The organism is Halomonas sp. THAF12 (genome assembly GCF_009363675.1).
GTDB lineage: Bacteria > Pseudomonadota > Gammaproteobacteria > Pseudomonadales > Halomonadaceae > Halomonas > Halomonas smyrnensis.
Genome location: NZ_CP045399.1, coordinates 621,698 through 645,698, shown reverse-complemented (window position 1 = coordinate 645,698; position 24,001 = coordinate 621,698). Strand labels below are relative to the sequence as shown.

At 69.4% G+C, this 24,001-nt stretch carries 23 protein-coding genes; 12 read left to right on the top strand and 11 right to left on the bottom strand.

Annotated features, from left to right (window positions below):
• Positions 1 to 44 precede the first annotated feature (44 nt).
• Positions 45 to 641 carry an NAD(P)H:quinone oxidoreductase gene (gene wrbA, locus FIU88_RS02920; RefSeq protein WP_152478123.1) on the bottom strand — a complete coding sequence of 199 codons (597 nt, stop codon included), beginning with the start codon at positions 639 to 641 and terminating at the stop codon, positions 45 to 47.
• 157 nt (positions 642 to 798) lie between these two features.
• Here wrbA and FIU88_RS02915 point away from each other — a divergent pair, with 157 nt between their 5' ends.
• From FIU88_RS02915 to iadA, 9 genes are all read left to right on the top strand, one after another.
• Positions 799 to 1,407, top strand: a complete 609-nt coding sequence (locus FIU88_RS02915; protein WP_216647296.1) for a lipocalin family protein — start codon at positions 799 to 801, stop codon at positions 1,405 to 1,407.
• 116 nt (positions 1,408 to 1,523) lie between these two features.
• The gene (locus FIU88_RS02910) at positions 1,524 to 2,543 is read left to right on the top strand and encodes an SMP-30/gluconolactonase/LRE family protein (RefSeq protein WP_152478122.1); all 1,020 of its coding nucleotides are present in this window, start codon (positions 1,524 to 1,526) and stop codon (positions 2,541 to 2,543) included.
• 267 nt (positions 2,544 to 2,810) lie between these two features.
• A complete protein-coding gene (locus tag FIU88_RS02905) occupies positions 2,811 to 3,803 on the top strand; it encodes a succinylglutamate desuccinylase (protein ID WP_152478121.1) in 993 nt (330 codons plus the stop codon).
• A gap of 218 nt (positions 3,804 to 4,021) precedes the next feature.
• Positions 4,022 to 4,792 (top strand): ABC transporter ATP-binding protein, encoded by a 771-nt coding sequence (locus FIU88_RS02900; protein WP_016855797.1) that lies wholly within the window; start codon positions 4,022 to 4,024, stop codon positions 4,790 to 4,792.
• A gap of 24 nt (positions 4,793 to 4,816) precedes the next feature.
• Positions 4,817 to 5,521 (top strand): ABC transporter permease, encoded by a 705-nt coding sequence (locus tag FIU88_RS02895; protein WP_016855798.1) that lies wholly within the window; start codon positions 4,817 to 4,819, stop codon positions 5,519 to 5,521.
• Positions 5,521 to 6,252 (top strand): ABC transporter permease, encoded by a 732-nt coding sequence (locus FIU88_RS02890; RefSeq protein ID WP_152478120.1) that lies wholly within the window; start codon positions 5,521 to 5,523, stop codon positions 6,250 to 6,252. The genes FIU88_RS02895 and FIU88_RS02890 overlap by 1 nt, the downstream gene beginning before the upstream one ends.
• A gap of 137 nt (positions 6,253 to 6,389) precedes the next feature.
• Positions 6,390 to 7,157, top strand: coding sequence for a transporter substrate-binding domain-containing protein (locus tag FIU88_RS02885; RefSeq protein ID WP_016855800.1), 768 nt, complete (start codon positions 6,390 to 6,392; stop codon positions 7,155 to 7,157).
• A gap of 326 nt (positions 7,158 to 7,483) precedes the next feature.
• Positions 7,484 to 8,263, top strand: coding sequence for a transporter substrate-binding domain-containing protein (locus FIU88_RS02880; RefSeq protein WP_152478119.1), 780 nt, complete (start codon positions 7,484 to 7,486; stop codon positions 8,261 to 8,263).
• A gap of 62 nt (positions 8,264 to 8,325) precedes the next feature.
• The gene (gene iadA, locus FIU88_RS02875) at positions 8,326 to 9,483 is read left to right on the top strand and encodes a beta-aspartyl-peptidase (RefSeq protein WP_253742695.1); all 1,158 of its coding nucleotides are present in this window, start codon (positions 8,326 to 8,328) and stop codon (positions 9,481 to 9,483) included.
• 6 nt (positions 9,484 to 9,489) lie between these two features.
• On the opposite strand, the gene cadR is transcribed toward iadA, so the two are convergent.
• A complete protein-coding gene (gene cadR / locus FIU88_RS02870; protein WP_152478118.1) occupies positions 9,490 to 9,948 on the bottom strand; it encodes a Cd(II)/Pb(II)-responsive transcriptional regulator in 459 nt (152 codons plus the stop codon).
• Between the two features lie 206 nt (positions 9,949 to 10,154).
• Between cadR and FIU88_RS02865 the strand changes: the two genes are divergently transcribed.
• Entirely contained in the window at positions 10,155 to 10,943 is a 789-nt protein-coding gene (locus tag FIU88_RS02865; protein WP_152478117.1) for a TraX family protein, read from the top strand.
• Positions 10,944 to 11,099: 156 nt separating this feature from the next.
• On the opposite strand, the gene FIU88_RS02860 is transcribed toward FIU88_RS02865, so the two are convergent.
• Entirely contained in the window at positions 11,100 to 12,020 is a 921-nt protein-coding gene (locus FIU88_RS02860; protein WP_152478116.1) for a LysR substrate-binding domain-containing protein, read from the bottom strand.
• 99 nt (positions 12,021 to 12,119) lie between these two features.
• On the opposite strand from FIU88_RS02860, the gene FIU88_RS02855 reads away from it, so the two are divergent.
• Positions 12,120 to 13,124, top strand: coding sequence for a YeiH family protein (locus tag FIU88_RS02855; protein ID WP_152478115.1), 1,005 nt, complete (start codon positions 12,120 to 12,122; stop codon positions 13,122 to 13,124).
• Between the two features lie 96 nt (positions 13,125 to 13,220).
• Here FIU88_RS02855 and FIU88_RS02850 read toward each other — a convergent pair whose 3' ends face one another.
• Positions 13,221 to 14,333 (bottom strand): 5-(carboxyamino)imidazole ribonucleotide synthase, encoded by a 1,113-nt coding sequence (locus FIU88_RS02850; RefSeq protein WP_152478114.1) that lies wholly within the window; start codon positions 14,331 to 14,333, stop codon positions 13,221 to 13,223.
• 27 nt (positions 14,334 to 14,360) lie between these two features.
• Entirely contained in the window at positions 14,361 to 14,870 is a 510-nt protein-coding gene (gene purE, locus FIU88_RS02845) for a 5-(carboxyamino)imidazole ribonucleotide mutase (protein ID WP_016855809.1), read from the bottom strand.
• 305 nt (positions 14,871 to 15,175) lie between these two features.
• Here purE and FIU88_RS02840 point away from each other — a divergent pair, with 305 nt between their 5' ends.
• Positions 15,176 to 15,967, top strand: a complete 792-nt coding sequence (locus FIU88_RS02840; protein ID WP_172977645.1) for a YbaY family lipoprotein — start codon at positions 15,176 to 15,178, stop codon at positions 15,965 to 15,967.
• An 89-nt stretch (positions 15,968 to 16,056) separates the two neighbouring features.
• Here FIU88_RS02840 and FIU88_RS02835 read toward each other — a convergent pair whose 3' ends face one another.
• The 6 genes from FIU88_RS02835 to FIU88_RS02810 form a co-directional block, all read right to left on the bottom strand.
• Positions 16,057 to 18,063: a TRAP transporter permease gene (locus FIU88_RS02835; protein ID WP_152478112.1), complete on the bottom strand. Its 2,007-nt coding sequence runs from the start codon at positions 18,061 to 18,063 to the stop codon at positions 16,057 to 16,059.
• 64 nt (positions 18,064 to 18,127) lie between these two features.
• Positions 18,128 to 18,751, bottom strand: coding sequence for a DUF1850 domain-containing protein (locus FIU88_RS02830; protein WP_152478111.1), 624 nt, complete (start codon positions 18,749 to 18,751; stop codon positions 18,128 to 18,130).
• A 23-nt stretch (positions 18,752 to 18,774) separates the two neighbouring features.
• Positions 18,775 to 19,737: a TAXI family TRAP transporter solute-binding subunit gene (locus FIU88_RS02825; protein WP_152478110.1), complete on the bottom strand. Its 963-nt coding sequence runs from the start codon at positions 19,735 to 19,737 to the stop codon at positions 18,775 to 18,777.
• 192 nt (positions 19,738 to 19,929) lie between these two features.
• Complete coding sequence (gene lhgO / locus FIU88_RS02820) at positions 19,930 to 21,126, bottom strand: L-2-hydroxyglutarate oxidase (RefSeq protein ID WP_152478109.1); 1,197 nt, start codon at positions 21,124 to 21,126, stop codon at positions 19,930 to 19,932.
• 91 nt (positions 21,127 to 21,217) lie between these two features.
• Entirely contained in the window at positions 21,218 to 22,198 is a 981-nt protein-coding gene (glaH, locus tag FIU88_RS02815; protein WP_152478108.1) for a glutarate dioxygenase GlaH, read from the bottom strand.
• 177 nt (positions 22,199 to 22,375) lie between these two features.
• Complete coding sequence (locus tag FIU88_RS02810; RefSeq protein ID WP_016855816.1) at positions 22,376 to 23,794, bottom strand: APC family permease; 1,419 nt, start codon at positions 23,792 to 23,794, stop codon at positions 22,376 to 22,378.
• Between the last annotated feature and the right edge of the window lie 207 nt (positions 23,795 to 24,001).

The window sequence follows — 24,001 nt, the reverse complement described above, 5'->3', positions numbered from 1 at the left end:
GCCCCGCATGGAGCGGGGCGCCAGAAGAGCGAGGCGATGGCCGACTAGCCGGCCAGCTTCGCCGCGATGCCGGCCACGTGCTCGCCCTGGAAGCGCGCCAGCTCGAGCTCGGTATCGCTCGGCTGGCGCGAACCGTCGCCGCCGGCCAGGGTGGCGGCGCCATAGGGCGAGCCGCCCTTGACCTCGGAGATGTCGAACTGCGCCTCGATGCCATAGCCCAGCGGCACGATCACCATGCCGTGGTGGGCCAGGGTCGGCCACACGCTGAGCACGGTGGACTCGTTGCCGCCGCCGGTGCCGGTGGAGGTGAAGACGCTGGCCACCTTGCCACGCAGCGCCCCCTTGGCCCACAGGCCGCCGGTCTGGTCGAAGAAGGTGCGCATCTGGCCGGACATGTTGCCGAAGCGGGTGGGCGTGCCGACGATCAGCGCATCGTAGTCGGCCAGCTCCTGGGGGCTCGCCTCGGGGGTGTCGAAGGTCTGGCCGCCGGCCTTGGCAAACGCCTCGGCGCCCATGGTCTCGGGCACCCGCTTGAGGTCGACCTCGACGCCGTCGACCCGGCCGGCCCCCTCGGCCACGGCCCGGGCCAGGGTGTCGACGTGGCCGTACATCGAGTGATAGAGCACCAGTACCTTGGTCATGAATCTGCCTCCCGCGAAAGAGTGTCCTGCGCGTCCAGGGAACGAGGGTGTCGCGAACGCGCTCCCTGCAGTCTAGACCCCCCTCGGCGATCTGCGCCTGGTGGCGTCGCCGGATCGCGCTTATGCTGGCCGCAACGCACTCGACACGGAGGTCCCGATGCCCCATCCCACCCGTCTCTGCCCCGCGCCCGACGCGCATCCGCTCGCCATGCCCCGCGCCCGGGCGCTGCTCGGCGTCGCCCTGCTGCCGCTCGGGCTCGCCGCCTGCACCGGCATGCCCCAGGGCACCCAGCCGGTCGACGGCTTCGACGCCGAGCGCTATCTGGGCCGCTGGTACGAGGTCGCCCGCTTCGATCACTCCTTCGAGGAGGGCCTGGACTGCGTCACCGCCGACTACGCCCGCCGCGACGACGGCGGCATCCGGGTGATCAACCGCGGCATCGATCTGGACGCCGGCGAGGTCGACGTCGCGGAGGGCAAGGCCTATCCGATCGGCGAGCCCGGCCAGGGCCGGCTCAAGGTCAGCTTCTTCGGCCCCTTCTATGCCGGCTACAACGTGCTGGCGCTGGCCGACGACTACGACTGGGCGCTGGTCGCCGGCCCCGACCGCGACTACCTGTGGGTGCTCTCGCGCACCCCCGAGCTGGCGCCGGACACCTACCGCGACCTGGTCGAGCGCGCCGAGGCGCTGGACTTCCCGGTGGACGAGCTGATCGAGGTGGAACAGGGCGAGGCCGCCTGCGCGCCCTGGCGCCGCGAGCGCTGATCGCGCGCCACGCGAAAATGTACAACATACGTTTGTCGTAGTTACACATTCACGCACTTCACGTCATCCTCATGGACGCACTCCGACCCCCACACGTGCTTCACATGAGGTGACACATGACGATAGGACGCCGTCAGTTCCTGGCCGGGACCGCCGCCCTGACCGCCGCGGCGGGCTCACCCTCGCTGTTCGCCCGCGCCGAGCCGCCCGCACGCTATCCCGACGACTGCTGGCAGGTGCTCGACGAGCGCTTCGAGCGCTACATGCTGTTCAACTCGCCGCTGGAGCGGATCTGGAGCGGCGGGCTGTGGCTCGAGGGGCCGGCCTGGAACGCCGTGGGCCGCTACGCGGTGTTCAGCGACATTCCCCGAGCCCGCCAGATGCGCTGGGACGAGGCCAGCAACACGGTCAGCGTGCTGCGCCACCAGGTCGGCCACTCCAACGGCCACGCCTTCGACGACCGCGGCCGGCTGATCGCCTGCGAGCACTCCCCGGCCCGGGTGGTGCGCTATGAGTGGGACGGCGGCGTGACCGTGCTGGCCGACGGCTGGCAGGGCAAGCGCCTCAACGCGCCCAACGACCTGGTCACCCTGCCCGGCGGCGGCGTCATCTTCACCGATCCCGGCTACGGCGCCCACGTGGACTACGAGGGCCACAAGCGCGAGCTGGAGATCGAGCCGGCGGTCTACTACGTCGACGACACCCTGGACGAGCCGCAGCGCCTGACCACCGCGCCCTACAAGCCCAACGGCATCGCCCTGAGCCCGGACCGGCGCACGCTCTACGTCACCGACACCGCGCCCTCGCACCATCCCGACCAGCCCGCCGCCATCTTCCGCTTCACGCTCGCCGAGGACGGCAAGGCCGTCTCCGAGGGCGAGCGCCTGCTCGAGGGCCAGGGCGAGGGCTACGACGGCATGGCCGTGGACGAGGACGGCAACCTCTGGGTGGGCACCTCCGGCGGCGAGGGCAAGGACGGCGTCAGCATCTTCACCGCCGAGGGCGAGCGCCTCGGCCGCATCCTGCTGCCCGAGGTCTGCGCCAACGTCTGCTTCACCGGCGAGGACCGCAACCGGCTGATGATGACCGCCAGCCGCTCCGTCTACACCCTCTACACCGGGGCCCGCGGCGCCTGATCCCGCCCCGCCACGCGGCTCGAGGCGCGTGCGGCGCGCCATTCATCCGGCGCCCGGCCCCGATGGCCGGGCGCCGGCTTTTCACTCAGGCACCGGCTCTTTCATCAAATCGACAGCCGGCCTTGCGGCGGCCGGCGCGGCACCGGAAGGTAGGGTCAGACTCCGCCTCCACAACGACATAACAAGGATTCTGCCCCATGCCCCGCATCACGCTGCCCGAGGCCTGTCCGGCCGCCGCCGGCCGCCCGCCGATCTCGCGAGGTCGACATGCTGGCTGAGTGGCTGTCCCTCACCCTGGACGGGACCGCCGCCGCCCCCGAGGGCGAGCTGCCCGGCGGCCGCTACCGCATCCACGGCCCCGGCCTGCTCGAGCTCCTGCCCGCCTCGCCGTCGCCCACGGCCCCGGCGCTGGTGCTCTCCGCCGGCATCCACGGCAACGAGACCGCGCCCATCGAGCTGCTCGGCGACCTGCTGGCGCGGCTGGAGGCCGGACGGCTCACGCCGGCCAGCCCGACGCTGGTGATCCTCGGCAACCTCGAGGCCATCCGCGCCGGCAGCCGCTTCGTCGAGACCAACCTCAACCGGCTGTTCCGCCGCGACCTCGGCGCCGAGGGTCATGAAGCGGACCGCGCCCGCGAGCTGATGGCCGCGGTGGACGCCTTCTTCGCGCACCACAGCGGGCGCCGCCGGATCCACCACGACCTGCACACCGCGATCCGCGACAGCCAGTATCCGCGCTTCGCCGTGGAGCCGTTCGCCGAGGCCGCCACGCCCGACGAGCAGTGGCGCTGGCTGGCCGGCGCCGACATCCAGGCGGTGCTCCACCAGCACACCCACAGCTGGACCTTCTCCCACTATTCGAAGCACTACCACGGCGCGGCGGCCTTCACCCTGGAGCTCGGCCGCGCCCTGCCCTTCGGCGAGAACGACCTGGCGCCCCTGGCGCCCATGGGCGCGCTGCTCGCGGCGTTGATCGAGAACCGCCTCCCGGCGGAACGCCCGACGGCCGACATGGCCTTCTTCCGCGTCGAACACGAGCTCAAGCGCCACGCCGAGGACTTCCGGCTGTGCTTCGCCGACGACACGCCCAACTTCACCGAATTCGCCCCCGGCACCCGGCTGGCCGAGGATGCGATCGACGGCCCCTTCACGGTCGGCGAGGCGCCGCTGCGGGTGGTGTTCCCCAACGCCACCGTCGAGATCGGTGCCCGCGCCGCCCTGCTGGTCAGCGCGGTCGCAGCGCCGGACGAGAGCGACTGAGCGGCACGGCAGTCTGGCAGGATGCCAGCTGACTATCGGACCAAGGTCGAACGAGCGCAGAGGCAAGAAGGCCTGCCGTTCACGGTCGAGACTGGTAGAATCGCCCCCTTTTTCACGCCGGACCGTCTCGAACGGTCTCTGGGGCCCTGCCCGAAGTCGCGTCGCCGGTGCGATTTCCGGCAGCGCCCAGGTGATCCCTTCGAACTGGAGCCTTTTCCATGGCCGACACCCCGATTCCGCTGGAAGTGCGCAACATCAAGAAGCGCTTCGGCGACAACGACGTCCTCAAGGGGCTCTCCCTGCAGGCCCACAAGGGCGACGTCATCACCCTGATCGGAGCCTCCGGCTCCGGCAAGAGCACCTTCCTGCGCTGCATGAACCTGCTCGAGCAGCCCGACGAGGGCGAGCTGATCGTCCACGGCGAGACGATCCGCTTCAAGGAGACCAAGCACGGCCGCGAGCCGGCGGACTGGAAGCAGGTCGTGGCCATGCGCGCCCGGCTCTCCATGGTGTTCCAGAGCTTCAACCTGTGGGCCCACATGACGCTGCTGGAAAACGTCATCGAGGCCCCGGTGCAGGTGCTCGGCAAGTCGAAGCAGGACGCCATCAAGCACGCCCGCGAGCTGCTCGAGCGGGTCGGCCTGGGCGAGCGCGCCGACTACTATCCGGCCCAGCTCTCCGGCGGCCAGCAGCAGCGCGGCGCCATCGCCCGGGCGCTGGCCATGGACCCGGAGGTGATGCTGTTCGACGAGCCGACCTCGGCGCTCGACCCGGAGCTGGTCGGCGACGTGCTCAAGGTCATGCGCGACCTGGCCGAGGAAGGCCGCACCATGATCGTGGTCACCCACGAGATGGCCTTCGCCCGCGACGTCTCCACCCAGGTCGTCTACCTGCACCAGGGCCAGGTCGAGGAAGCCGGACCGCCCGAGCAGGTGCTGGGCAATCCGCGCTCCGAGCGTCTCAAGCAGTTCCTGGCACCCAAGCACTAAGGCGCCCGCACGAGGAGATCACCCATGATCGATCTGCACGGCTACGGCCCGCGCCTGTTCGAAGGCGCCCTGATCACCGTCGAGCTGGCGGTGCTGTCGCTGCTCCTGGCCATCGTGCTGGGGCTCGCCACCGCCAGCGCCAAGATGTCCCGCCACTGGGGCCTGCGCCAGCTCGGCACCCTCTATACCACCGTCATCCGCGGCGTGCCGGACCTGGTGCTGATGATGCTGCTGTTCTTCGGCGGCCAGATCGGCATCAACATGGTCACCGACTGGCTCTACTACCAGTTCGACGTCGACATCTTCATCAACGTCAACGAGTTCGTGGCCGGCGTGGTCACCATCGGCCTGATCTTCGGCGCCTACATGGGCGAGACCTTCCGCGGCGCCTTCATGGCCGTGGACAGCGGCCAGATCGAGGCCGGCCGCGCCTACGGCATGCGCCCCTGGCTGGTGTTCCGCCGCATCCGCTTCCCGCAGATGATGCGCCACGCCCTGCCCGGCCTGTCCAACAACTGGATGGTGCTGCTCAAGACCACCGCCCTGGTCTCGGTGATCGGCCTGTCGGACATGGTCCGCGTCGCTTCCGAGGCCTCCAAGGCGACTCGCGAGCCCTTCACCTTCATGATCATCGTCGCGGCCGTCTATCTGCTGATCGCCAGCGTCTCCGAATGGGGATTCGCCCGCCTGCAGAAGCGCTATGACATCGGCTACGGGGAGGCGAACTGATGGACGCCCTGATGAACTGGCTCGAGGCCCGGCTGGCCGACAACAGCATCTTCACCCTGCAGACACTCGGCTACTACGGCGACGGCCTGGTCACCACCGTGCAGCTGGTGTTCCTGTCGCTGATCATCGGCGTGGTGCTGGCGGTGCCGCTGGCCATCGGCCGCGGCTCGAAGAAGGCCTGGGTGCGCCTGCCGATCTTCTTCTACTGCTACGTGTTCCGCGGCACCCCGCTGCTGGTGCAGCTCTACCTGATCTACTACGGGGTGGTGTTCGTCGAGGGCATCCAGGAGACCTGGCTATGGGTGATCCTCGAGAAGCCCTTCGTGCCGGCGCTGATCGCCTTCACCCTGAACACCGGGGCCTACACCACCGAGATCTTCCGCGGCGCGATCAAGTCCACGCCCAGGGGCGAGATCGAGGCGGCCCGGGCCTACGGCATGTCCTGGGGACTGATGATGCGCCGCATCGTGCTGCCCAGCGCCTTCCGCCGCGCCCTGCCGGCCTACGGCAACGAGGTGATCTTCATGCTCCACGCCAGCGCCATCGCCAGCGTGGTGACGCTGATGGACCTCACCGGCGCGGCCCGCTTCGTCTACGCCCGCTTCTACGCGCCCTTCGACGCCTTCCTGTTCGTGGCGGCGATCTACCTGTGCCTGACCTTCTCGATCATCTTCTTCTTCCGTCGACTGGAGAATCGGCTGCTCGCGCACCTCAAGCCGGCGGGCCACTGAGACAAGCGTCAAACGAACGTTGGGAACCAACGTTCGTTCCCGAGCTTTCGACCCGCCCGGCCTTCCGCTAAGGTGGGCGGGTCATCCCGCAATCGCCGCCCACATGGCGGACCATCAACAACAAGGGGAGTCCCTCCATGAAGTTTCAGAAGATCCTGAGCCTCGGCGTGCTGAGCGCCGCCATGATCGCCGGCACCGCCAGTGCCGACGTCCGCGACATCCGCATCGGCGTCGACGTGCCCTACGAGCCGATGGAGTTCCGCACCCCCGACGGCGAGCTGACCGGCTTCGACATCGACCTGGGCAACGCCCTGTGCGCCGAGATCGGCATCCAGTGCGAGTGGGTCGTCCAGGGCTGGGACGGCATCATCCCCGGGCTGAAGGCGCGCAAGTACGACGCCATCATGTCCTCGATGACCATCAACGAGCAGCGTCGCGAGCAGGTGCTGTTCTCCGATCCCTACATCACCCCGCCCTCCGCCTGGTTCGCCCCGGCTGACAGCGAGATCACCACGCCCGACACCGAGTCCCTGGACGGCAAGTCCATCGGCGTGCAGCGCGGCACCCTGCAGGACAACTACGTCACCGACATGTACGGCGACGTGGCCGACGTGAACCGCTACGCCACCGCCGACGACATGGTGCTGGACATGGATGCCGGCCGCCTGGACATCGCCTTCCTCGACTTCCCGATCGGCAAGTCCACCCTGATCGACAGCGAGGCCGGCGACTACAAGACCGTCGGCGAGACGATCAGCGAGCCGGTGGAATACTTCGGCGAAGGCTTCGGCATCGCCTTCCGCCAGCGCGACGGCGAGCTGGCCGAGGCCTTCAACGAGGCGCTCTCCACGCTCAAGGCCAACGGCACCTACGACGAGATCGAGGCCAAGTACTTCGGTGAATGAGGTCCTGGGTGAATAAGGCCTTCGGCGAGATCTCTCCCGTGAACGCAGACTTCACCGCAGCGATCGCCGCCCCGGAACCCCCGGGGCGGCATCGTGCCCCCGCGCCCATGCGAGGCCATCGCCTTCCCGCCGGCGCCAAGCCCATCCGCTCGCCCGCCCCGCGCTTCTACCTCAGCGAATGGTTCGACGAGTGAACCCTCCGGATGGCCGGCCAGGCCGTCCCGGCACGCCCGTGCCCCGCCACTGACGCCGAACCCCGCTGCGCCGCCACACCGGCGCGATCGATGACACGACACCAACGCACACCCACCATGGGAGGACAGCTCATGTCCCATCGCCACCTGCTGCTGGCCGCCATCCTCGGCGCCGGCCTCGTCACCGCGACCGCCCAGGCCAACGAACCGATTCGCCTGGCCGTGGACGTGCCCTACGAGCCCTTCGAGTACAAGCTGCCCGACGGCACCCTGACCGGCTTCGAGGTCGATCTGGGCAACGCCGTGTGCGAATACCTGGAGCGCGAATGCCGCTGGGTCGAGCAGCCCTGGGACGGCATGATCCCGGCTCTGAAGGCCCGCAAGTTCGATGCCATCATGTCATCGATGGCCATCACCGAGGAGCGCGCCCGCCAGGTGCTGTTCTCAGAGCCCTACTACACCACTCCCAGCGCCTGGATCACGGCCAAGGGCAACGACATCGACCTGCAGGACCGCGACAGCCTCGAGGGCCTGACCGTCGGCGTCCAGCGCGCCACGCTGCAGGATCGCTACGTCACCGATCTCTACGGCGACGTCCTCGACGTGCGCCGCTATGCCAGCGCCGACGACGTGGTCGCCGACATGCGCACCGGCCGGCTGGATCTGACCTTCATGGACTATCCGATCGCCGAGGCGACGATCGACATCGACACCGCCGATAGCGACTTCCAGCGCATCAGCGACTTCATCAAGGAGCCCGAGACCTACTTCGGCCAGGGCGTCGGCGTGGCCTTCCGCCACCGCGACCGCGAGCTCGCCGAGCAGTTCAACGAGGCCCTGCAGGCGCTGAAGACCGACGGCACCTACGACGAGATCATGGCCAAGTACTTCAGCTACGACGTCAAGCTGTAGGCCCCGTTTCGGCCTTCACCGGACGCCGGCGGCCCGCCGGCGTCCTCATTTCGAGAGGAGCGATGATGCTGACCCTGCTCAAGAACGCCCGGCTGCATGCCCCCGAACCGAAGGGCCTGTGCCACCTGCTGATCGGCGACGGCCGCATCGCCGCCATCGTCCCGGCGGACGCCGGCTCGGCGCTGCCCGCTCAGGGCCCGGCGGTGACGGTCGAGGACCTGGAAGGCCGTCGCGTCATTCCCGGGCTGGTCGACCCCCTGGTGCACTTCATCGGCGGCGGCGGCGAGGGCGGGTTCGGCACCCGCACCCCCGAGCTCGGCCTGGACGAGGCCCTGGCCTCCGGGGTCACCACCCTGGTCGGCGCCCTGGGCACCGACGCCCTGACTCGCACGCCCGCCAACCTGCTGGGCAAGGCCCGTGAGCTGGCCGCGGGCGGGCTGAGTACCTACTGCTATACCGGCTCCTACCAGCTGCCGCCGGTGACCGTGACCGGCTCGGTGGCCAGTGACATCGCCTTCATTCCCGAATTCATCGGCCTGGGCGAGGTGGCCATCAGCGACCACCGCGGCTCCCAGCCGAGCCGCGAGGAACTCACCCGGCTGGCCGCCGAAACCCGCACCGCCGGAATGCTGGCCGGCAAGGGCGGCATCGTTTTCATCCACACCGGCGACGCCGAGGGCGGCCTCGAGCCGCTGCGCGAGGCGGCCCGCCACAGCGCCCTGCCGCTGGCCCAGTTCCTGCCCACCCACATCAACCGCACCGCCGAACTGTTCGAGGACGGCCTGCGCTTCGGCCGCGAGGGCGGACGCATCGACTTCACCACCAGCACCACACCGGAGCTGCTGGCCGACGGCGAGGTGCCCGCCGCCCTCGCCGTGGCCCGAGCCCTGGAGGCGCGCGTCGATCCCTCGCGGATCACGCTGTCCTCCGATGCCAACGCCTCGCTGCCGCGCTTCGACGCCGAGGGCCGCTTCGCCGGCCTCCAGCCCGGCCGCCTGGGCAGCCTGTTCGAGACCCTCGGCGAGTGCATCGAACGACACGGCGTAGCCTTCGACCAGGCCATCGGCGCGGCCAGCACCCACGCCGCAGACGCCCTGGGCCTGCCACGCAAGGGACGCCTGCAGGCGGGGCACGACGCGGACCTGCTGGTGCTGTCCGATGACGCCTGGGCCATCGACGAGGTCTGGGCCATGGGGCGCCGAGTGCATCGTCGCCCCTGACCCGGCTCACAGCCTCGGATGCACCCCCGCCACGTGGTCACCGTCGGCCGAGGCGTTGGCCACGGCGTCTTCCGGCGGGTGTGTCAGGGCATCGAGGATGCCGCACTCGGCGGCGGAGTGCTGCCCCTGGCAGCGCGCGCGCAGGGCCTGCAGGGCGCCTTCCAGGGCCTGAAGCTGGGCGATGCGGGCCGCCACGTGATCGAGGTGGGCGTCGATCAGCGCGTCGGCCTCGTGGCAGGGTCGGTCGGGATGATCGTGGCAGTCCAGCAGCGCGCGGATCTCGTCGAGCGTCATATCCAGCGCCCGGCAGTGGCGGATGAAGGCCAGCCGTTCGACGTGAGCCTCGCCGTAGAGGCGATAGTTGGCCTCGCTGCGGGCGGGTTCGGGCAGCAGCCCCTCGCGCTCGTAGTAGCGGATGGTGACGACGCGGCAGTCGGTGCGCCGCGCCAGCTCGCCGATCTTCATGAACAGGCTCCGATAAGGGCGTGGTCGGTCGTGACACTTCCTATAGTGACTATAGGTATTGCGTGAGACAAGCCGGCATCGACGGCGTTCGCGCCGATGCCGGTCGGCGACACCCTGTGCAGAAAATCGACAAGGTGCCGCCATGCCTCGAACCCGCTCGCCTTGGGCCGGTCATCGATAGGGCCACCCACGACAAGGAGATCGCGATGTCCCTCGCCGCCAACGCCGATGCCAGCATCGCCCGCCCCTCCTCGGCCTGGACGGGCTGGGGCCAGTGGCTGGCGCTGATCACCATGACCCTCGATCACCTGTCGCGCTACGCGGTGCCCGAGGCCTGGGGGCTGAGCTGGATCGACTCCTCGCTGGGGCGCATCGCCTTCCCGCTGTTCGCCGCCATGGTCGCCTGGCACGGGCTGTTCAACACCCGCGATCCGCTGCGCTACGCCCGGCGCGTGCTGGTGATCGGCCTGGTCGCCCAGCTGCCCTATGCGCTGATGCCCCGCGACATCGACGGCCTGATCCTCAATATCTGCTTCACGCTGTCGCTGGGCCTGATCGGCGGCGCCTGGCTGCTGAGCCTGCCGGCACGGCGGGCGCGCGGTCTCGCCGCCTGGCGGCTGACCGCCGAGACGCTGGCCGCCCTGGCGGTGTGGGCGCTGGCGGGCCGGGTCGTGGAGTATGGTCATCTGGGCCTGCTGATGATCCCGCTCTACATGCTGGCCATGCAGCGCCTGCACGCGGCCGGGGGGGCGCCGGGCGAGCGCCTGCTCGGGCTCGTGTCGGCGCTGCCGGTGGTGGTCACCGCCGGGCTGATGAACAGCTCCGAGATGGCCAAGGCCTTCACCGTCGCCACCTGCCTGGCGGTCCTGCTGCTGGCCGCCGGCGCCCACCGGCTCTCGCCCCGGGTGCCGTGCTCGATGCCGCGCCGCCTGTGGCTGGCCTGGTATCCCGCCCACTTCGCGGCCATCGCGCTATGGCTGGCTATCGCCACCTGAGCCGGCCTCGCCGGCGATGACGCCGAAGCCGCCGACCGCCTCCAGCACCACGCCCGGCGAGGGTCCGGCCCGCGGCTTTCGGCCTCGCGGTGGCAGGCCCCGATGTCTCGACCGGCCTTCAGGGCATGCCAGCCCGCGAGGGCGCGCCGAGGCGGATCAAGCAGGCGGCTCGCGGCTGGTGCCCTCGGCCCGGCACTCGACGAGGAACACCTTGAACGCCTGCCACAGCGGGCTGCGATAGCGGTCGGGGTGCCACACCAGCGAGAAGGTGCGGCGCAGCACCAGGGCACTGTCGAGCGCCACCAGCTCGCCGCGCTCGAGCTCGCCGGCCACGCTCAGCGCCGACAGGCAGCCGAGGCCGAGGCCCGCCAGCACCGCCTGCTTGATCGCCTCGTGCTGACCCAGCGCCATGCGCACCCGGGGCGTCAGGCCCAGGTCGCGCATGGCCTGCTCGAACACCTCGCGAGTGCCGGAGCCCGGCTCGCGCAGGATCCAGCCGGCCTCGGCCAGATCGCCGTCCTCGAGGCCGCCGCCGCTCGCCAGCGGGTGCCCGGGCGCGGCCACCACCACCAACCGGTCCTCGCACCAGGGTTCGCTGACCAGCGCCGGCTCGCGGCACTCGCCCTCGATCAGGCCCAGATCCGCCTCCAGCCGCAGCACGTCGCCGACCACCTCGTGGGTGTTGCGCAGCCCCAGGCGCAGCTCGGCGTGCGGATGCGCCTCACTGAAGCGCCCCACCAGGCCCGGCAACAGGTAGGTGCCCACGGTGGCGCTGGCCGAGATGCCGAGCGTGCCGCGCAGTTCGCCTTCCGGTTCCCGAGCCGCGGCGACGAAGCCGGCCAGGCCGTCGAGCAACTCCTCGGCCCGTGGCAGCAGGCTCCGCCCGAGGTCGTTGAGTATCAGCCGACGGCCCGGGCGCTCGAACAAGGCCATGCCGAGCTGGCGTTCCAGGTCGGAGAGCGCCTGGCTGGTGGCCGACTGGGACAGCGCCAGTTCGGCGGCGGCACCGCTCACCGTGCCGCGCCGGGCCACGGCGGCGAAGACCTGGAGCTGGCGAAAGCTGACCTGTGGCGTCATATCGGTTTTTCCGAAAAGCAGGTTCGTTATTAGCTGATAACCAAAATCGCTATTAGCGCATAGCATGGCCGTCACCCACAACATCCCGGAGCGTGACCCATGTGGCAAGGCCTCGTCCTCTGTACCCTGCTGACCGCCGGCGGTAGCGCCCTTTCCCGGCTGCCGATACTCGCCGAGAGCGGTGTGAGCCCGCTGGTGATGGCCCTGCTGCTGGGCATCGTGGCCGGCAACCTGCCCCTGCCCCGGCGCCTGTCTCGCCACCTGAGCCTGGCCGGCCCGGGGCTCGCCTTCGCCACTCGCCGGCTGCTGCGCGGCGGCATCGTGCTGTTCGGCCTGTCGCTGACGCTGCAGCAGGTCGTCGGCCTGGGGCCGAAGGTGCTGCTGCTGGACGCGCTGGTCATCGGCGCGGTGCTGGTGACCGGCTACCTGATCGGTACCCGGTGGCTGGGGCTCGACCGCGAGACCACCCTGCTGACCAGCGCCGGCAGCGCGATCTGCGGCGCCGCCGCGGTGCTGGCCACCGAGTCGACCATTCGCTCGCGTCCCGCCGCGACCTCCATGGCGGTGGCCACGGTGGTGCTGTTCGGCTCGCTGGCGATGCTGGTCTACCCCCTGCTCTACCCGCTGCTGGGCATGGATGAACAGCTGTTCGGCATCTATATCGGCGCGACCATCCACGAGGTCGCCCAGGTGGTCGCCGCCGGCGAGGCGGTGGGCACCGATGCCCTGGCCAACGCGGTGATCGTCAAGCTGGTTCGGGTGATGCTGCTGGTGCCCTTCCTGCTGATCGTCGGCCAATGGTGGCTGCGCCGCCACGCGGCCTCAGGCGCCGAGGGCAAGACCCGCCTGGTGATTCCCTGGTTCGCCTTCGGCTTCATGGCCATGGTGGTCTTCAACAGCGTCGTGACCCTGCCCGCCGCGCTCCATGGGGCCCTGGTACAGCTCGGCCAGCTGGCCCTGACCATGGCCATGGCCGCACTGGGCTTTGAGACACGCCTGGAGAAGCTCAAGGCGTTGGGCATCAAGCCCTTCATCCTGGCCCTGATCCTGTTTGCGCTGCTGGTGAGCGGTGGCGGCCTGGCCAGCTGGCTGCTGATGGGCTGACCGGCGGGGCGCTCGACGACGGCTGACTCATCGCCATCACGCAGAAGGCCGCGCCCGAGGGCGCGGCCTTCTCCTTTCGGCCGATGAGGCGAGGCCTCACTCGAAGCTGAAGCGCGGCGCCGGGGCGTCGGGCAGCAGGGCCGCGCAGGCGCGGACCTTCTCCAGCAGCGCATCATAGGTCGGCGCCACCAGGTTGACGTGGGCCAGCTTGCGGCCCGGGCGCTCGCCCTTGTCGTAGCGATGCAGGTGGGCGTCGTCGATCTCGAGCAGCTTCGCCGCCTCGCCCTCGCGGCCGATCACGTTGACCATGCAGGTCGGCGCGCGGGCCGCGGTGCTGCCCAGCGGCAGGCCCTGGATGGCGCGCAGGTGGTTCTCGAACTGGCTGGTCACCGCGCCGTCCTGGGTCCAGTGGCCGGAGTTGTGCACCCGGGGCGCCATCTCGTTGGCCAGCAGGCCGCCGTCACGGGTCTGGAACAGCTCCAGGGTCAGCACGCCGACATAGTCGAGCTCGTCGAGCAGCGCCCGAATGTAGCCGTCGGCGGTCTGCTGGACGGCGTCGTCCAGGTCCGGCATCGGCGCGACCGAATAGCGCAGGATGCCGTCGACGTGGACGTTCTCGGCCATCGGATAGAACGCCACCTCGCCGTCGCGGCCGCGCACGGCGATGATCGACACCTCGCGCACGAAGTCGACGAAGGCCTCGACGATCAGCCGCGGGTGGTTGATCGAGCGCCAGGCCTCGGCGGCATCGGCCGGGTCCTTGATCACCGCCTGGCCCTTGCCGTCGTAGCCCTCGGTGACGGACTTGGCGACCACCGGCGTGCCCAGCTCGCGCACCGCGGTCTCCAGCGCCTCGGCGCTGTCCACCAGCCGATAGGCCGGGGTCGGGATGGCCAGCCGATCGAACAGCGCCTTCTCCTCGGCGCGGTGCTGGCAGACCCGGATCGCCTCGCTGCCGGGGTAGACCGGCTTGCGCTCCTCGATCGCCTGGACCAGCGGCACCGGCAGGTGCTCGAACTCGTAGGTGACCAGATCGACCTTCTCGAGGAAGCGCTCGAGGTGCTTCTGATCGGTATCCACCATGACGTCACCGATGCCCGCGCTGGGGTGGCCGGTGGTGTCGAGGAAGGTGAAGCGGTTGGCCAGCGGGTAGCCCGCCAGGGCCAGCATCCGGCCGAGCTGGCCGGCTCCGAGTACGCCGATGTTCATCGTGGTTGCCTCGCTCGTCACTCGCGATCAGGGAAGGGGGCGCGGGTCGGGATTGTCCAGCACCGTCTGGGTCTGCTCGGCGCGGAAGGCCTCCACGGCCTCGCGCACCTCGCCGTCCTGCAGGCCGACGATCTGGGACGCCATCAGGCCGGCGTTGGTGGCGCCGGCCTTGCCGATGGCCAGGGTGCCCACGGCGATGCCGCCGGGCATCTGCACGATCGACAGCAGCGAATCCAGCCCCTTGAGGGCCTTGGACTCCACCGGCACGCCGAGTACCGGCAGCGCGGTCTGGGAGGCCACCATGCCGGGCAGGTGGGCCGCCCCGCCGGCGCCGGCGATGATGACCTGCAGGCCGCGCTCGGCGGCGGACTTGGCGTAGTCGAACAGCAGGTCCGGGGTGCGGTGGGCCGAGACGACGCGGGTCTCGTAGGGCACGCCGAGGCGCTCGAGCATGGTCACCGCATGCTCCATGACCGGCCAGTCGGACTTCGACCCCATGATCACGCCGACCCGCGGCGTCTCCTTCGATGCTGTCATCCTGGGCTCCTGAAAAACGGGAATGACACCACCTCGCAGCCGATGCCGCGGGCGGATGATGAAAATTGGAAGCCCACTATTCTAACAGAGCCGCGCCTCGCCGACCTCTCCCACAGCGCCGGGAAAGGGGGCGATCGCGGCAGGTGGTCCCGATGCGCACCGTTCCCTTGCGGCACGCCCGTCGCCACCAGGCGACAACGGGTTTCAACCTTCCTGCAGATTGCCTTGTTAGGGTGATGATCGAAGCGGTCGACAGGGACGCGACCACATACCCCCACACGGCACACGTGTTAAGGAGACCGACCATGAAGCGTCAACTTTTCATTGCGGCAGCCCTGACCGGCACCCTGGCGCTGGCCGGCTGTGACCAGGCCGACGACAGCGAACAGAACGCGGCCAATACCGCCACCCAGACCGAACAGACGACCGCTGGCGAACAGGCCCAGACCGACCAGCAGCAGGCCAGCAGGACCCTCGAGGGCGTGATGGAGTTCGTCGCCACCGATACGCCGCTGCCGGACGACGCGCAAGTGAAGGTCAGCTTGCTCGACGTGGCCCGGGCCGACGCGCCGGCCACCACCATCAGCGAGACCACGGTCGACGTGAGCGGCAACGACCCGGTCGAGTTCAGCCTCGACTATCCGACCACTCAGGTCGACCCGGGCCATGCCCACGCCGTGCGCGCCGAGATTCGCGACGACGACGGCAACCTGCTGTGGACCAGCCCGCAGCGCCATCAGGTCGAGGTCGGCCCGGACGCCGAGCAGGCGCCGATCACCGTGAGCCTGGAGCCGGTGGCCAGCCAGGGCTCCATCGCCGGCCAGGCGCTGGAGGACACCGAGAACGCCGCGGACCAGGCCGGCGATGCCGTGGCCGACACCACCGGTGATGCCGTCGAGGCCGCCGGCGATGCCGCCGACGCGACTCAGGACGCCGCCGGCGATGCGGTCGACGCCACCCGGGACGCCGCCGGCGATGCCGCCGAGGCGACCGAGGAGACCGCCGAGGACGCCGCCGCCGCGAGCGAAGAGGCCGCCGAGGAGGCCCACGAAGAGGTGGAGGAAATGATGGAGGACGACTCCCAGTCGGCTCAATAAGCCATCGCGCTCCATGACACGGCCCCGCCCGGATCGCCCGGGCGGGGCCGTCTGTCGTCTGGCCATGTCTCCGGCCGCAGGGGAAGCCCTCAACCGGCCACGGCGGCCTCTCGCCTGCTGGCGACCCAGTTCCCGGCCAGCGCCAGCACCATCACCGCCGCGCCGGCGGCCTCGGCGATCAGGCTCGGGTAGAAGACCCCGACGATGGCCGGCAGCAGCACCAGCCGCACCGGCGTCGACATGCGCGTGAACAGGTAGCCCTCCAGCGCCGCGGCGAAGGCGGCCAGGGCCAGGAAGGCCGTCAGCGTGGTCCAGGCCAGCAGCGGCAGCGGGCCGCCCATGATGATCTCCGGATTGAAGACCATGAACAGCGGGATCAGGTAGAGCCCCTTGGCGAACTTCCAGGCCTGGAAACCGGTATCCATCGGATTGGCCCCGGCGATCGCCGCCCCGGCGAAGCCCGCCAGCGCGATGGGCGGGGTGACGTTGGAATCCTGGGAGTACCAGAACACCACCAGATGGGCGATCAGCAGCGGCACGCCGAACTCCGAGGTCAGCGCCGGCCCCACCAGCACGATCAGCACGATGTAGCTGGCGGTCACCGGCAGCCCCATGCCCAGCACCAGGCTGGCCAGCAGCACCATCACCAGCGCCAGCAGCAGGTTGCCGTCGGAGAACGCCATCATCATGGCCGAGAACTTGAGCCCCAGCCCGGTGAGGCCCACCACCCCGACGATGATGCCGGCCACGGCGCAGGCCATGGACACCGCCACGGCGTTGCGCGCGCCGAGCTCCAGGCCCTCGATCACCTTGAGCCCGCCGAGCTTCAGCGCCTGGACCAGCGCCGCCCCGGTGACCGGCTCGCCGCGCCTGGGCGCAACGAAGCAGAACCACACCGCGAAGCGCAGTGCCGCCACCGCCAGCATGGTGAGGATGGCGTAGTAGCCCACCCGCATCGGCGACATGTTCATCACCAGCAGCCACACCAGCACCGCCAGCGGCAGCAGGAAGTGCCAGCCGGCGCCCATCACGTCGCGCAGCTGCGGCAGCTCGCTTCTGGCCATGCCCTGCATGCCCTGCTTGAGGGCGATGATGTGCACGAACAGGTAGACGGTGCCGAAGTACATGATCGCCGGCAGGATACTGACCTTGACCACGTCCAGGTAGGGCATCCGGGTGTACTCGGCGATCAGGAAGGCGCCGGCGCCCATCAGCGGCGGCATGATCTGGCCGCCGGTGGAGGCCGCCGCCTCGATGCCGCCGGCCTGGTGGGGCTTGTACCCCAGGCGCTTCATCAGCGGGATGGTGAAGGCGCCGGTGGTCACCACGTTGGCGATGGCGCTGCCGGAGATCGAGCCCATGCCGGCCGAGGCGATCACCGCCGCCTTGGCCGGCCCGCCGCGCTGGCGGCCGGTGGCGGCGTAGGCCAGGTCGATGAAGAACTTGCCGGCGCCGGTGATCTCGAGGAAGGCGCCGAACAGCACGAAGATGAAGATATAGGTGGCCGCCACGCCCATGGGCAGCCCGAAGATGCCCTCCTGCCCCAGGTAGAGCTGGCCGACCAGGCGATCCAGCCCGTAGCCGCGGTGCTCGAGGATGCCGGGCAGCCATTCGCCCAGCCAGGGCAGCTCGCCGCGGGGGCCGGAGAAGGCGTAGAGGATCGCCAGCACGCCGATCACCGTCATGCCGAGCCCCACCGCCCGACGGCTGGCTTCCAGCACGGTGACGGTGGCGATGATGCCGACCGTGATGTCGGTCTGGCTCCAGAAGCCGGCGCGATTGATGATCTCGTCGAGATACAGCGCCATGTAGCCGCCGGTGATCACCGCCCCGGCGAAGAACGCCAGGTCGATCGCCCCGCCCAGGGGGCCCCGCCCGTGCCGGGCGCCGAACACCGGAAACATCAGGAACGCCAGCATCATGATCAGCGCCAGGTGGATGCTGCGCTGGTAGAACAGCCCCAGCGGCTCGATGCCGGCGGAGTAGAGCTGGAACAGCGACAGCGCCACGGCCACCAGGCTGATCAGCCACAGCACCGGGCGCGAGTGTGGCGCCTGGCTGCCGGGGACAATGGGGGATGCACCCGCTTCGCTCATGGGCGTGTCTCTCTTGTTGCAGTGGGATGGAAGCAAGCCGTTGCTCGACGCTGCGGGTCGTTCCTCATCGGGCGCCCCCGTCGTCGGGCGTCGCGGCCTCCAGGGCCAGCGTCACCCGCTCGTTGGCGGCGAGCCCACTCAGGCTCACGACCATCGGCGACTCGGCCGCCTCGGGATATCCCTCGCCGGCGGCGCAGTCCCGGGCGTTCGCCAGCAGGGTCGCCAGACTCGTGCCCTCGGGACGGCTGACCAGGCGATGATCGACACGCGGCGACCCGACCCGGAGCCGATAGGCATCGCCGGGCACCGGCTCGTCGATGGCCTCGATCCAGTAGCCGCCGTGGCCGTCGGAGACCTGGCGGCCGCGGCCGGGAATGTGGTCGAGGCCGGCGGCGAAGTCCGGCAGATGGCTGCGCGTGAGCACCATGTGCCCGGCGACGTTGCGATAGCAGTCGAGGACGGTGAAGCCCTCCACCGAATGGTTCCAGGCCAGGCACCAGCCCTCGCCTTCCGGCATCGGCAGGCGAACCAGCGGCCGGTGCTCGGCGTCGCGGACCGTCAGCGCATGGCCGGGGCAGCCGGCCAGCGCCGGCGGCGCCAGCCCGCCGAGCATCAGCGCCAGCGGCAGAGCCTTTGCCAGGGACCGCCACGACGACGGGGCGAGCCTGACGGCTCGCCCCGGGGTCATCGAACACCTCATCGCGGCGCCCCTCAGGGACGCTGGCGGTCGGCGATCTCGGCGCCGACTTCCTCGTAGTAGCGCAGCGCGCCGGGATGGAAGGCGATCGGCGTGGACTCGACGCTGAACTCGACGGTGGTGTCGTTGGCCGCCGGATGGATGGCGATCAGCTGGTCGGTGTGCTCGAACAGCGTCTGGGTGATCCGGTAGGCCAGCTCCTCGTCCATCTCGCTGCTCACCGCCAGCACGTTGGGGATGCCGATGGTCTGCACCGCCTCCTCCATGCCCTCGTAGAGCCCGGTCTTGAGCTCATAGGCGGCGAACACCGGTTCCTCGGCCTGGGCGTTGGCGATCTCCTCGTCGGAGAGGCCGATCAGGCGGATGTCGCGGGTGGTGGCCAGGTTCATGATCGAGCTGGTGGGCGGCCCCACGCTCCAGAAGCCGGCGTCGATGTCGCCGTCGCGGAGGGCATCGGCGGTCTCGTTGAAGTTGAGGCGGCGGGCGTCGATGTCGTCATAGGTGATGCCGTTGGCCTCCAGCAGGGTGCTGGCGTTGATCTCGGTGCCGCTGCCCGGGGCGCCCACCGAGACGACCTTGCCCTCGAGATCGGACAGCGACTCGATGCCGGAATCGGCCATGGTCACGATCTGCACGGCGTTGGGATAGATCGACGCCAGGGCGCGGATGTTCTCGAGCTGGCGGCCCTCGAAGTCGCCGGTGCCGTTGTAGGCCTGGTAGACGGTGTCGGCCAGCGCCAGCGCCAGGTCGGAGTCGCCGCGCCAGACCAGCCCCATGTTCTCCACCGAGGCGCCGGTGACCTCGGCCACGGCGTCATAGCCCTCGACGTGCTCGTTGATCAGCTCGGCGAGGCCGCCGCCGTAGGGATAGTAGGTGCCGCCGGTGCCGCCGGTGGCGATGGACAGCTGCTGCTGGGCCAGGGCCGCGGGGGCCGCCACCAGCAGGGTGGCGGCGAGGGCCGTCTTGAGTGCGCGCATGAAGCCTCCTACAGACGATGCGAGGGAATTGTTGTGCTTGTTCGAGCGATGCCGGCTCGGTCGATAACTGGCCGGCGCGCCTGGAAAAACGCTAGCAGGCCCCGCGCGTCGGGGCCACACCACCAACGTCGATACGGCGACGACTTTAGCGCATCCTGCGCGCGGGCCGGGGCCCGCCCTTCAACGCCGCCTTCACTCGCCGACCAGCTCCTTCACCTTGGCGACGATATGCGCGCCGATCGGCAGCGCCGAGGTGGCCGCCGGCGACGGCGCATTGCCCACGTTCACCGTGCGCGGCGTGTTGACGAACAGGAAGTCGTCGACAAGCCGGCCGTCCCGCGAGACCGCCTGGGCGCGCACCCCGGCCGGATAGGGCGTGAGGTCCTCGAGGGTCAGGCTCGGGCAGTACTTGCGCACCAGCTCGAGGTAGCCGCGCTTGTGCAGCGAGTTCTTCATCTCCAAGAGCCCCGGGCGCAGGTTCCTGCCCAGCACCCGCAGGATGCCGGGGTCGGTGAACATGCGCGCCAGGTCGACCGGCGAGACGTCGCGCCGGCGATAGCCCTCGCGCTTGAACGCCAGCACGGCGTTGGGCCCCACGGTGACCGAGCCGTCGATCATGCGCGTCAGGTGCACGCCGAGAAACGGCATCGACGGGTCCGGGATCGGGTAGATCAGGTGATTGACGATGGCGTTGTGGCGCTCGGGCAGCCGGTAGTACTCGCCGCGGAAGGGGCAGATGGTGAAGCCCGGATCCCGGCCCAGCATGCGCACCACCCGGTCGGCCATCAGCCCCGAGCAGGTCACGAGATAGCGCCCGCGGAACTCGCCGGCGGCGGTCGTCACCACCACCTCCTGACGCCGCTCCTCGAGCCCTTCGACCTCGGCGCCGTAGCGGATCTCGCCGCCCAGGCGCTCGAACTCGGCGGCCATGGCGCGGGTCACCGCGCGATAGTCGACGATGCCGCTGGAGGGCACGAAGATGCCGCCGACGCCGGTGATGTTGGGTTCGCGCTCGGCCAGCGCCTCCGGGCCCAGCCACTCGCGCTCCAGGCCATTGGCCTCGGTGCGCTCCCACAGCGCCTGCATGCGCTGCATCTCCAGGTCGTTGGTGGCCACCAGCAGCTTGCCGCAGCTGTCGTAGGGAATCTCGTGGGCGTCGCAGAAGGCCTTGGTGGCGCGGTTGCCCTCCAGGCAGAAGCGCGCCTTGAGGCTGCCCGGGGTGTAGTAGACCCCGGCATGGATCACGCCGCTGTTGTGGCCGGTCTGGTGACAGGCCGGCTCGCGCTCCTTCTCCAGCACCAGCATCCGGCGGTCCGGATAGGCCTGCTGGAGCTGCATGGCGGTGGACATGCCGAGAATGCCGCCGCCGATGATGATGAAATCGTACATGCCGTCCTCGTTCCTGCTGTAGGGGCGTCCATTAGGCGCGTTTTCCGGAGCCCTCGATAGGCCCCGGACCGGCCCATGGCCCGCGGCGTCTTCAACGCTGACGCGAGCGGCGCAGCGTGGCGGCGTGGGTGAAGTAACCGCGCTGGCGCATCAGCTCGCGGCGAAGCTCAGGATGCGGCGTGAAACGATCCCGGCCGTGCAGCCAGAAGTGGTTGTTGATCAAAAGGAAGCTGCCCACCGGATTGGGCACCGAGAGGATCCCCGCGCTGGCCTCCAGCGACGCGGACAGATCGCACAGCCAGTTGCCCTCCTCGAAGTCCTTCGGCTGCACGAACTGGTCGATGTAGGACATGACCGGCCGCCCCTCGCGATCCACGTCGAACACCGGATGGAAGACATCCGCGGCGACCTTCTTGCTCGGCGGCGCCGCCCAGCGCATCTCGCGGTGCGCCAGCGGATGGCGATAGAAGCGCTCCAGCTCCTCCCAGTCGTCCAGGTGCAGCAGCAGCGAATCGCCGCCCTGCATGTGCTGCTCGTCGATCTTCATCATCAGCACGTAGTCGGTGTCCTGCTCGACGAAGGTGCCGTCGTTGTGCAGCTCCATCACCCGGTGCGGCTGGCGCAGGTAGCTGTCGGACTCGTCGACGTTCCTGACCACGAAGCGCGCATAGAACTGGCCGCTCATGGCATCGAAGTTGGAACGCCCCATCAGGTGCGCCACGGCGGTGGCGAACTTGACCATCTCCTCGGCCTGGGCGACGTCGTCCAGGCCCTCGGGCACCACCTGCAGCCCGCCGGTGGCGCGATCCACCAGGCTGTTGATCAACACCGGCTGCAGGGTGTTGCCGCACAGGTCATCGAGGATCTTCGCCACCCGGAAGCGCAGCATCGACTTGTACTCCAGCGCCTGCACCGGCCAGTCGGCCACGGCCTCGACGAAGGCCTCGACGACCTCGCGGGAGAAGGTCATCTGCAGCAGGCGCGGCGACTGCGCCGACGGCGTCAGGGTGAAGCCCTGCGGGTCGGCGGGCAGCGGCATGGCGAGTTCGGGAATCCGGGTCAGCGCGGTCATCGGGGCTCCAGGGGGTCGAGGATCGATGGATCAAAAATATCTACATTTTTATAAAACATCAACAAAATACCGCCTGCCCACAGGAGCCGCATTGGAGAAGAGTCGAAGCACCAGCAACGAAAAGACCCCGGCCACAGGGCCGGGGTCTCGGTCAGGCGGGCGGCGATATCAGGCCCGTCAGGACGAGGACTGGGCCAGCTCGCGCTGCATCATCCGATCGCTGTAGTCGACGCCGTAACGCGCCCGCGACCAGCCGTAGAGGGCCAGGCCGACCAGCATCCAGCCGGCGAACAGCGCCCACTCGAAGGGCGACAGGGCCGACGGGCTGCCGGGCAGGTAGAGGCCGATCAGCGCCAGGGAGAGGATCACCGACAGCGCCCCCACGGTCTTGCCACGGCGCACCTTGAAGGGCCGCACCAGTTCCGGCTCGCGGCGACGCAGCAGCACGAAGGACAGCGACACGAAGAGGTAGGCGATGACGATGCCCAGCCCGCCGGCGACCACCAGCCACACCAGGGCCGGGCGCCCCAGCAGCGGAGCGGCGGCGGACAGCGCCCCCATCACCAGCACGGCGTTGGTGGGCGTGCGATGCTCCGGGTGCAGCCGGGCCAGGAAGGCCGGCAGCATGCCGGAGTGCGCCAGGGCATAGATCGCCCGGGAACCGCCGATGAAGAAGGCGTTCCAGCTGGTGATGATGCCGGCGATGCCGGCCAGGATCATCAGGTTCTCCGCCCAGGGCGTCTGGAAGACCGCCTGCATGGCCGCCGGCACCGCCAGCGAGCTCTCGGACAGCGCCGCCGGATCCAGCATCAGCGCGGTGCCGAGGATCATGAGCCCGTACCAGAACACCGCCAGCACCACCGAGATCATCAGCACCCGGCCGATCTCCTTGAACGGCAGGTCGATCTCCTCGGCGGCCTGGGGAATGACGTCGAAGCCGACGAACATGAACGGCACCATGATGATCACCGTCATGATGCCGCCGATCACGCCGCCCTCGACGTTGAACAGCGGTTCCATGGTGGTGGTGCTGCCCTCGAACAGCGACCCGGTGATGAACATCACGCCGACCGCCAGGATCAGCAGGGTCACCACCTTCTGCACCAGCGCGGCGGTGCGCACGCCGAGGTAGTTGATCCAGGTCATCGCCAGCGCGCCGACCACGCCGACGGCCACCCAGGTCGCCTTCACGTCCCAGCCGGCGATGGTCCACATCTGCCCCACCGCATAGTCGGGAAACAGATGCTCGACCACGGTGGGCAGCGCCACCGCCTCGAAGGACACCACGCTGACATAGCCCAGGGTGATGGCCCAGGTGCAGAGAAAGGAAGGGAAATGGCCCATGGCGCGATAGCTGTAGACGTGCTCGCCGCCCACCTGGGGCATGGCCGAGGCAAGCTCGGCATAGGTCAGCCCCACCAGCACGATCACCGCGCCACCGATCAGGAACGCCGTGATGGCACCCAGGCTGCCCGCCGACTGAATCCAGTTGCCGGTCATCACGATCCAGCCCCAGCCGATCATCGCGCCGAAGGCCAGGGCCAGCACGTCCTTGCGCGCCAGCACGCGCGAGAGATGCGTTGTATCGCTGTTCATTTTACAGTGTCCTTGAGTCGCGACATGAAACGTTGTATTTATCGAACGATGTTGAAAATAAACAACAATTGCGACGAATTCAAACTCTTTCCCTGGCCAGAGAAGGCCTTGCCTTTGCGGTTTCCGCCATCGAGAAATCTCGTCCGCGACACCGGCTCCTCTCCCGACCACTCTCCCCCTTTCGACCACTAGCGAAACGCGTCAAAA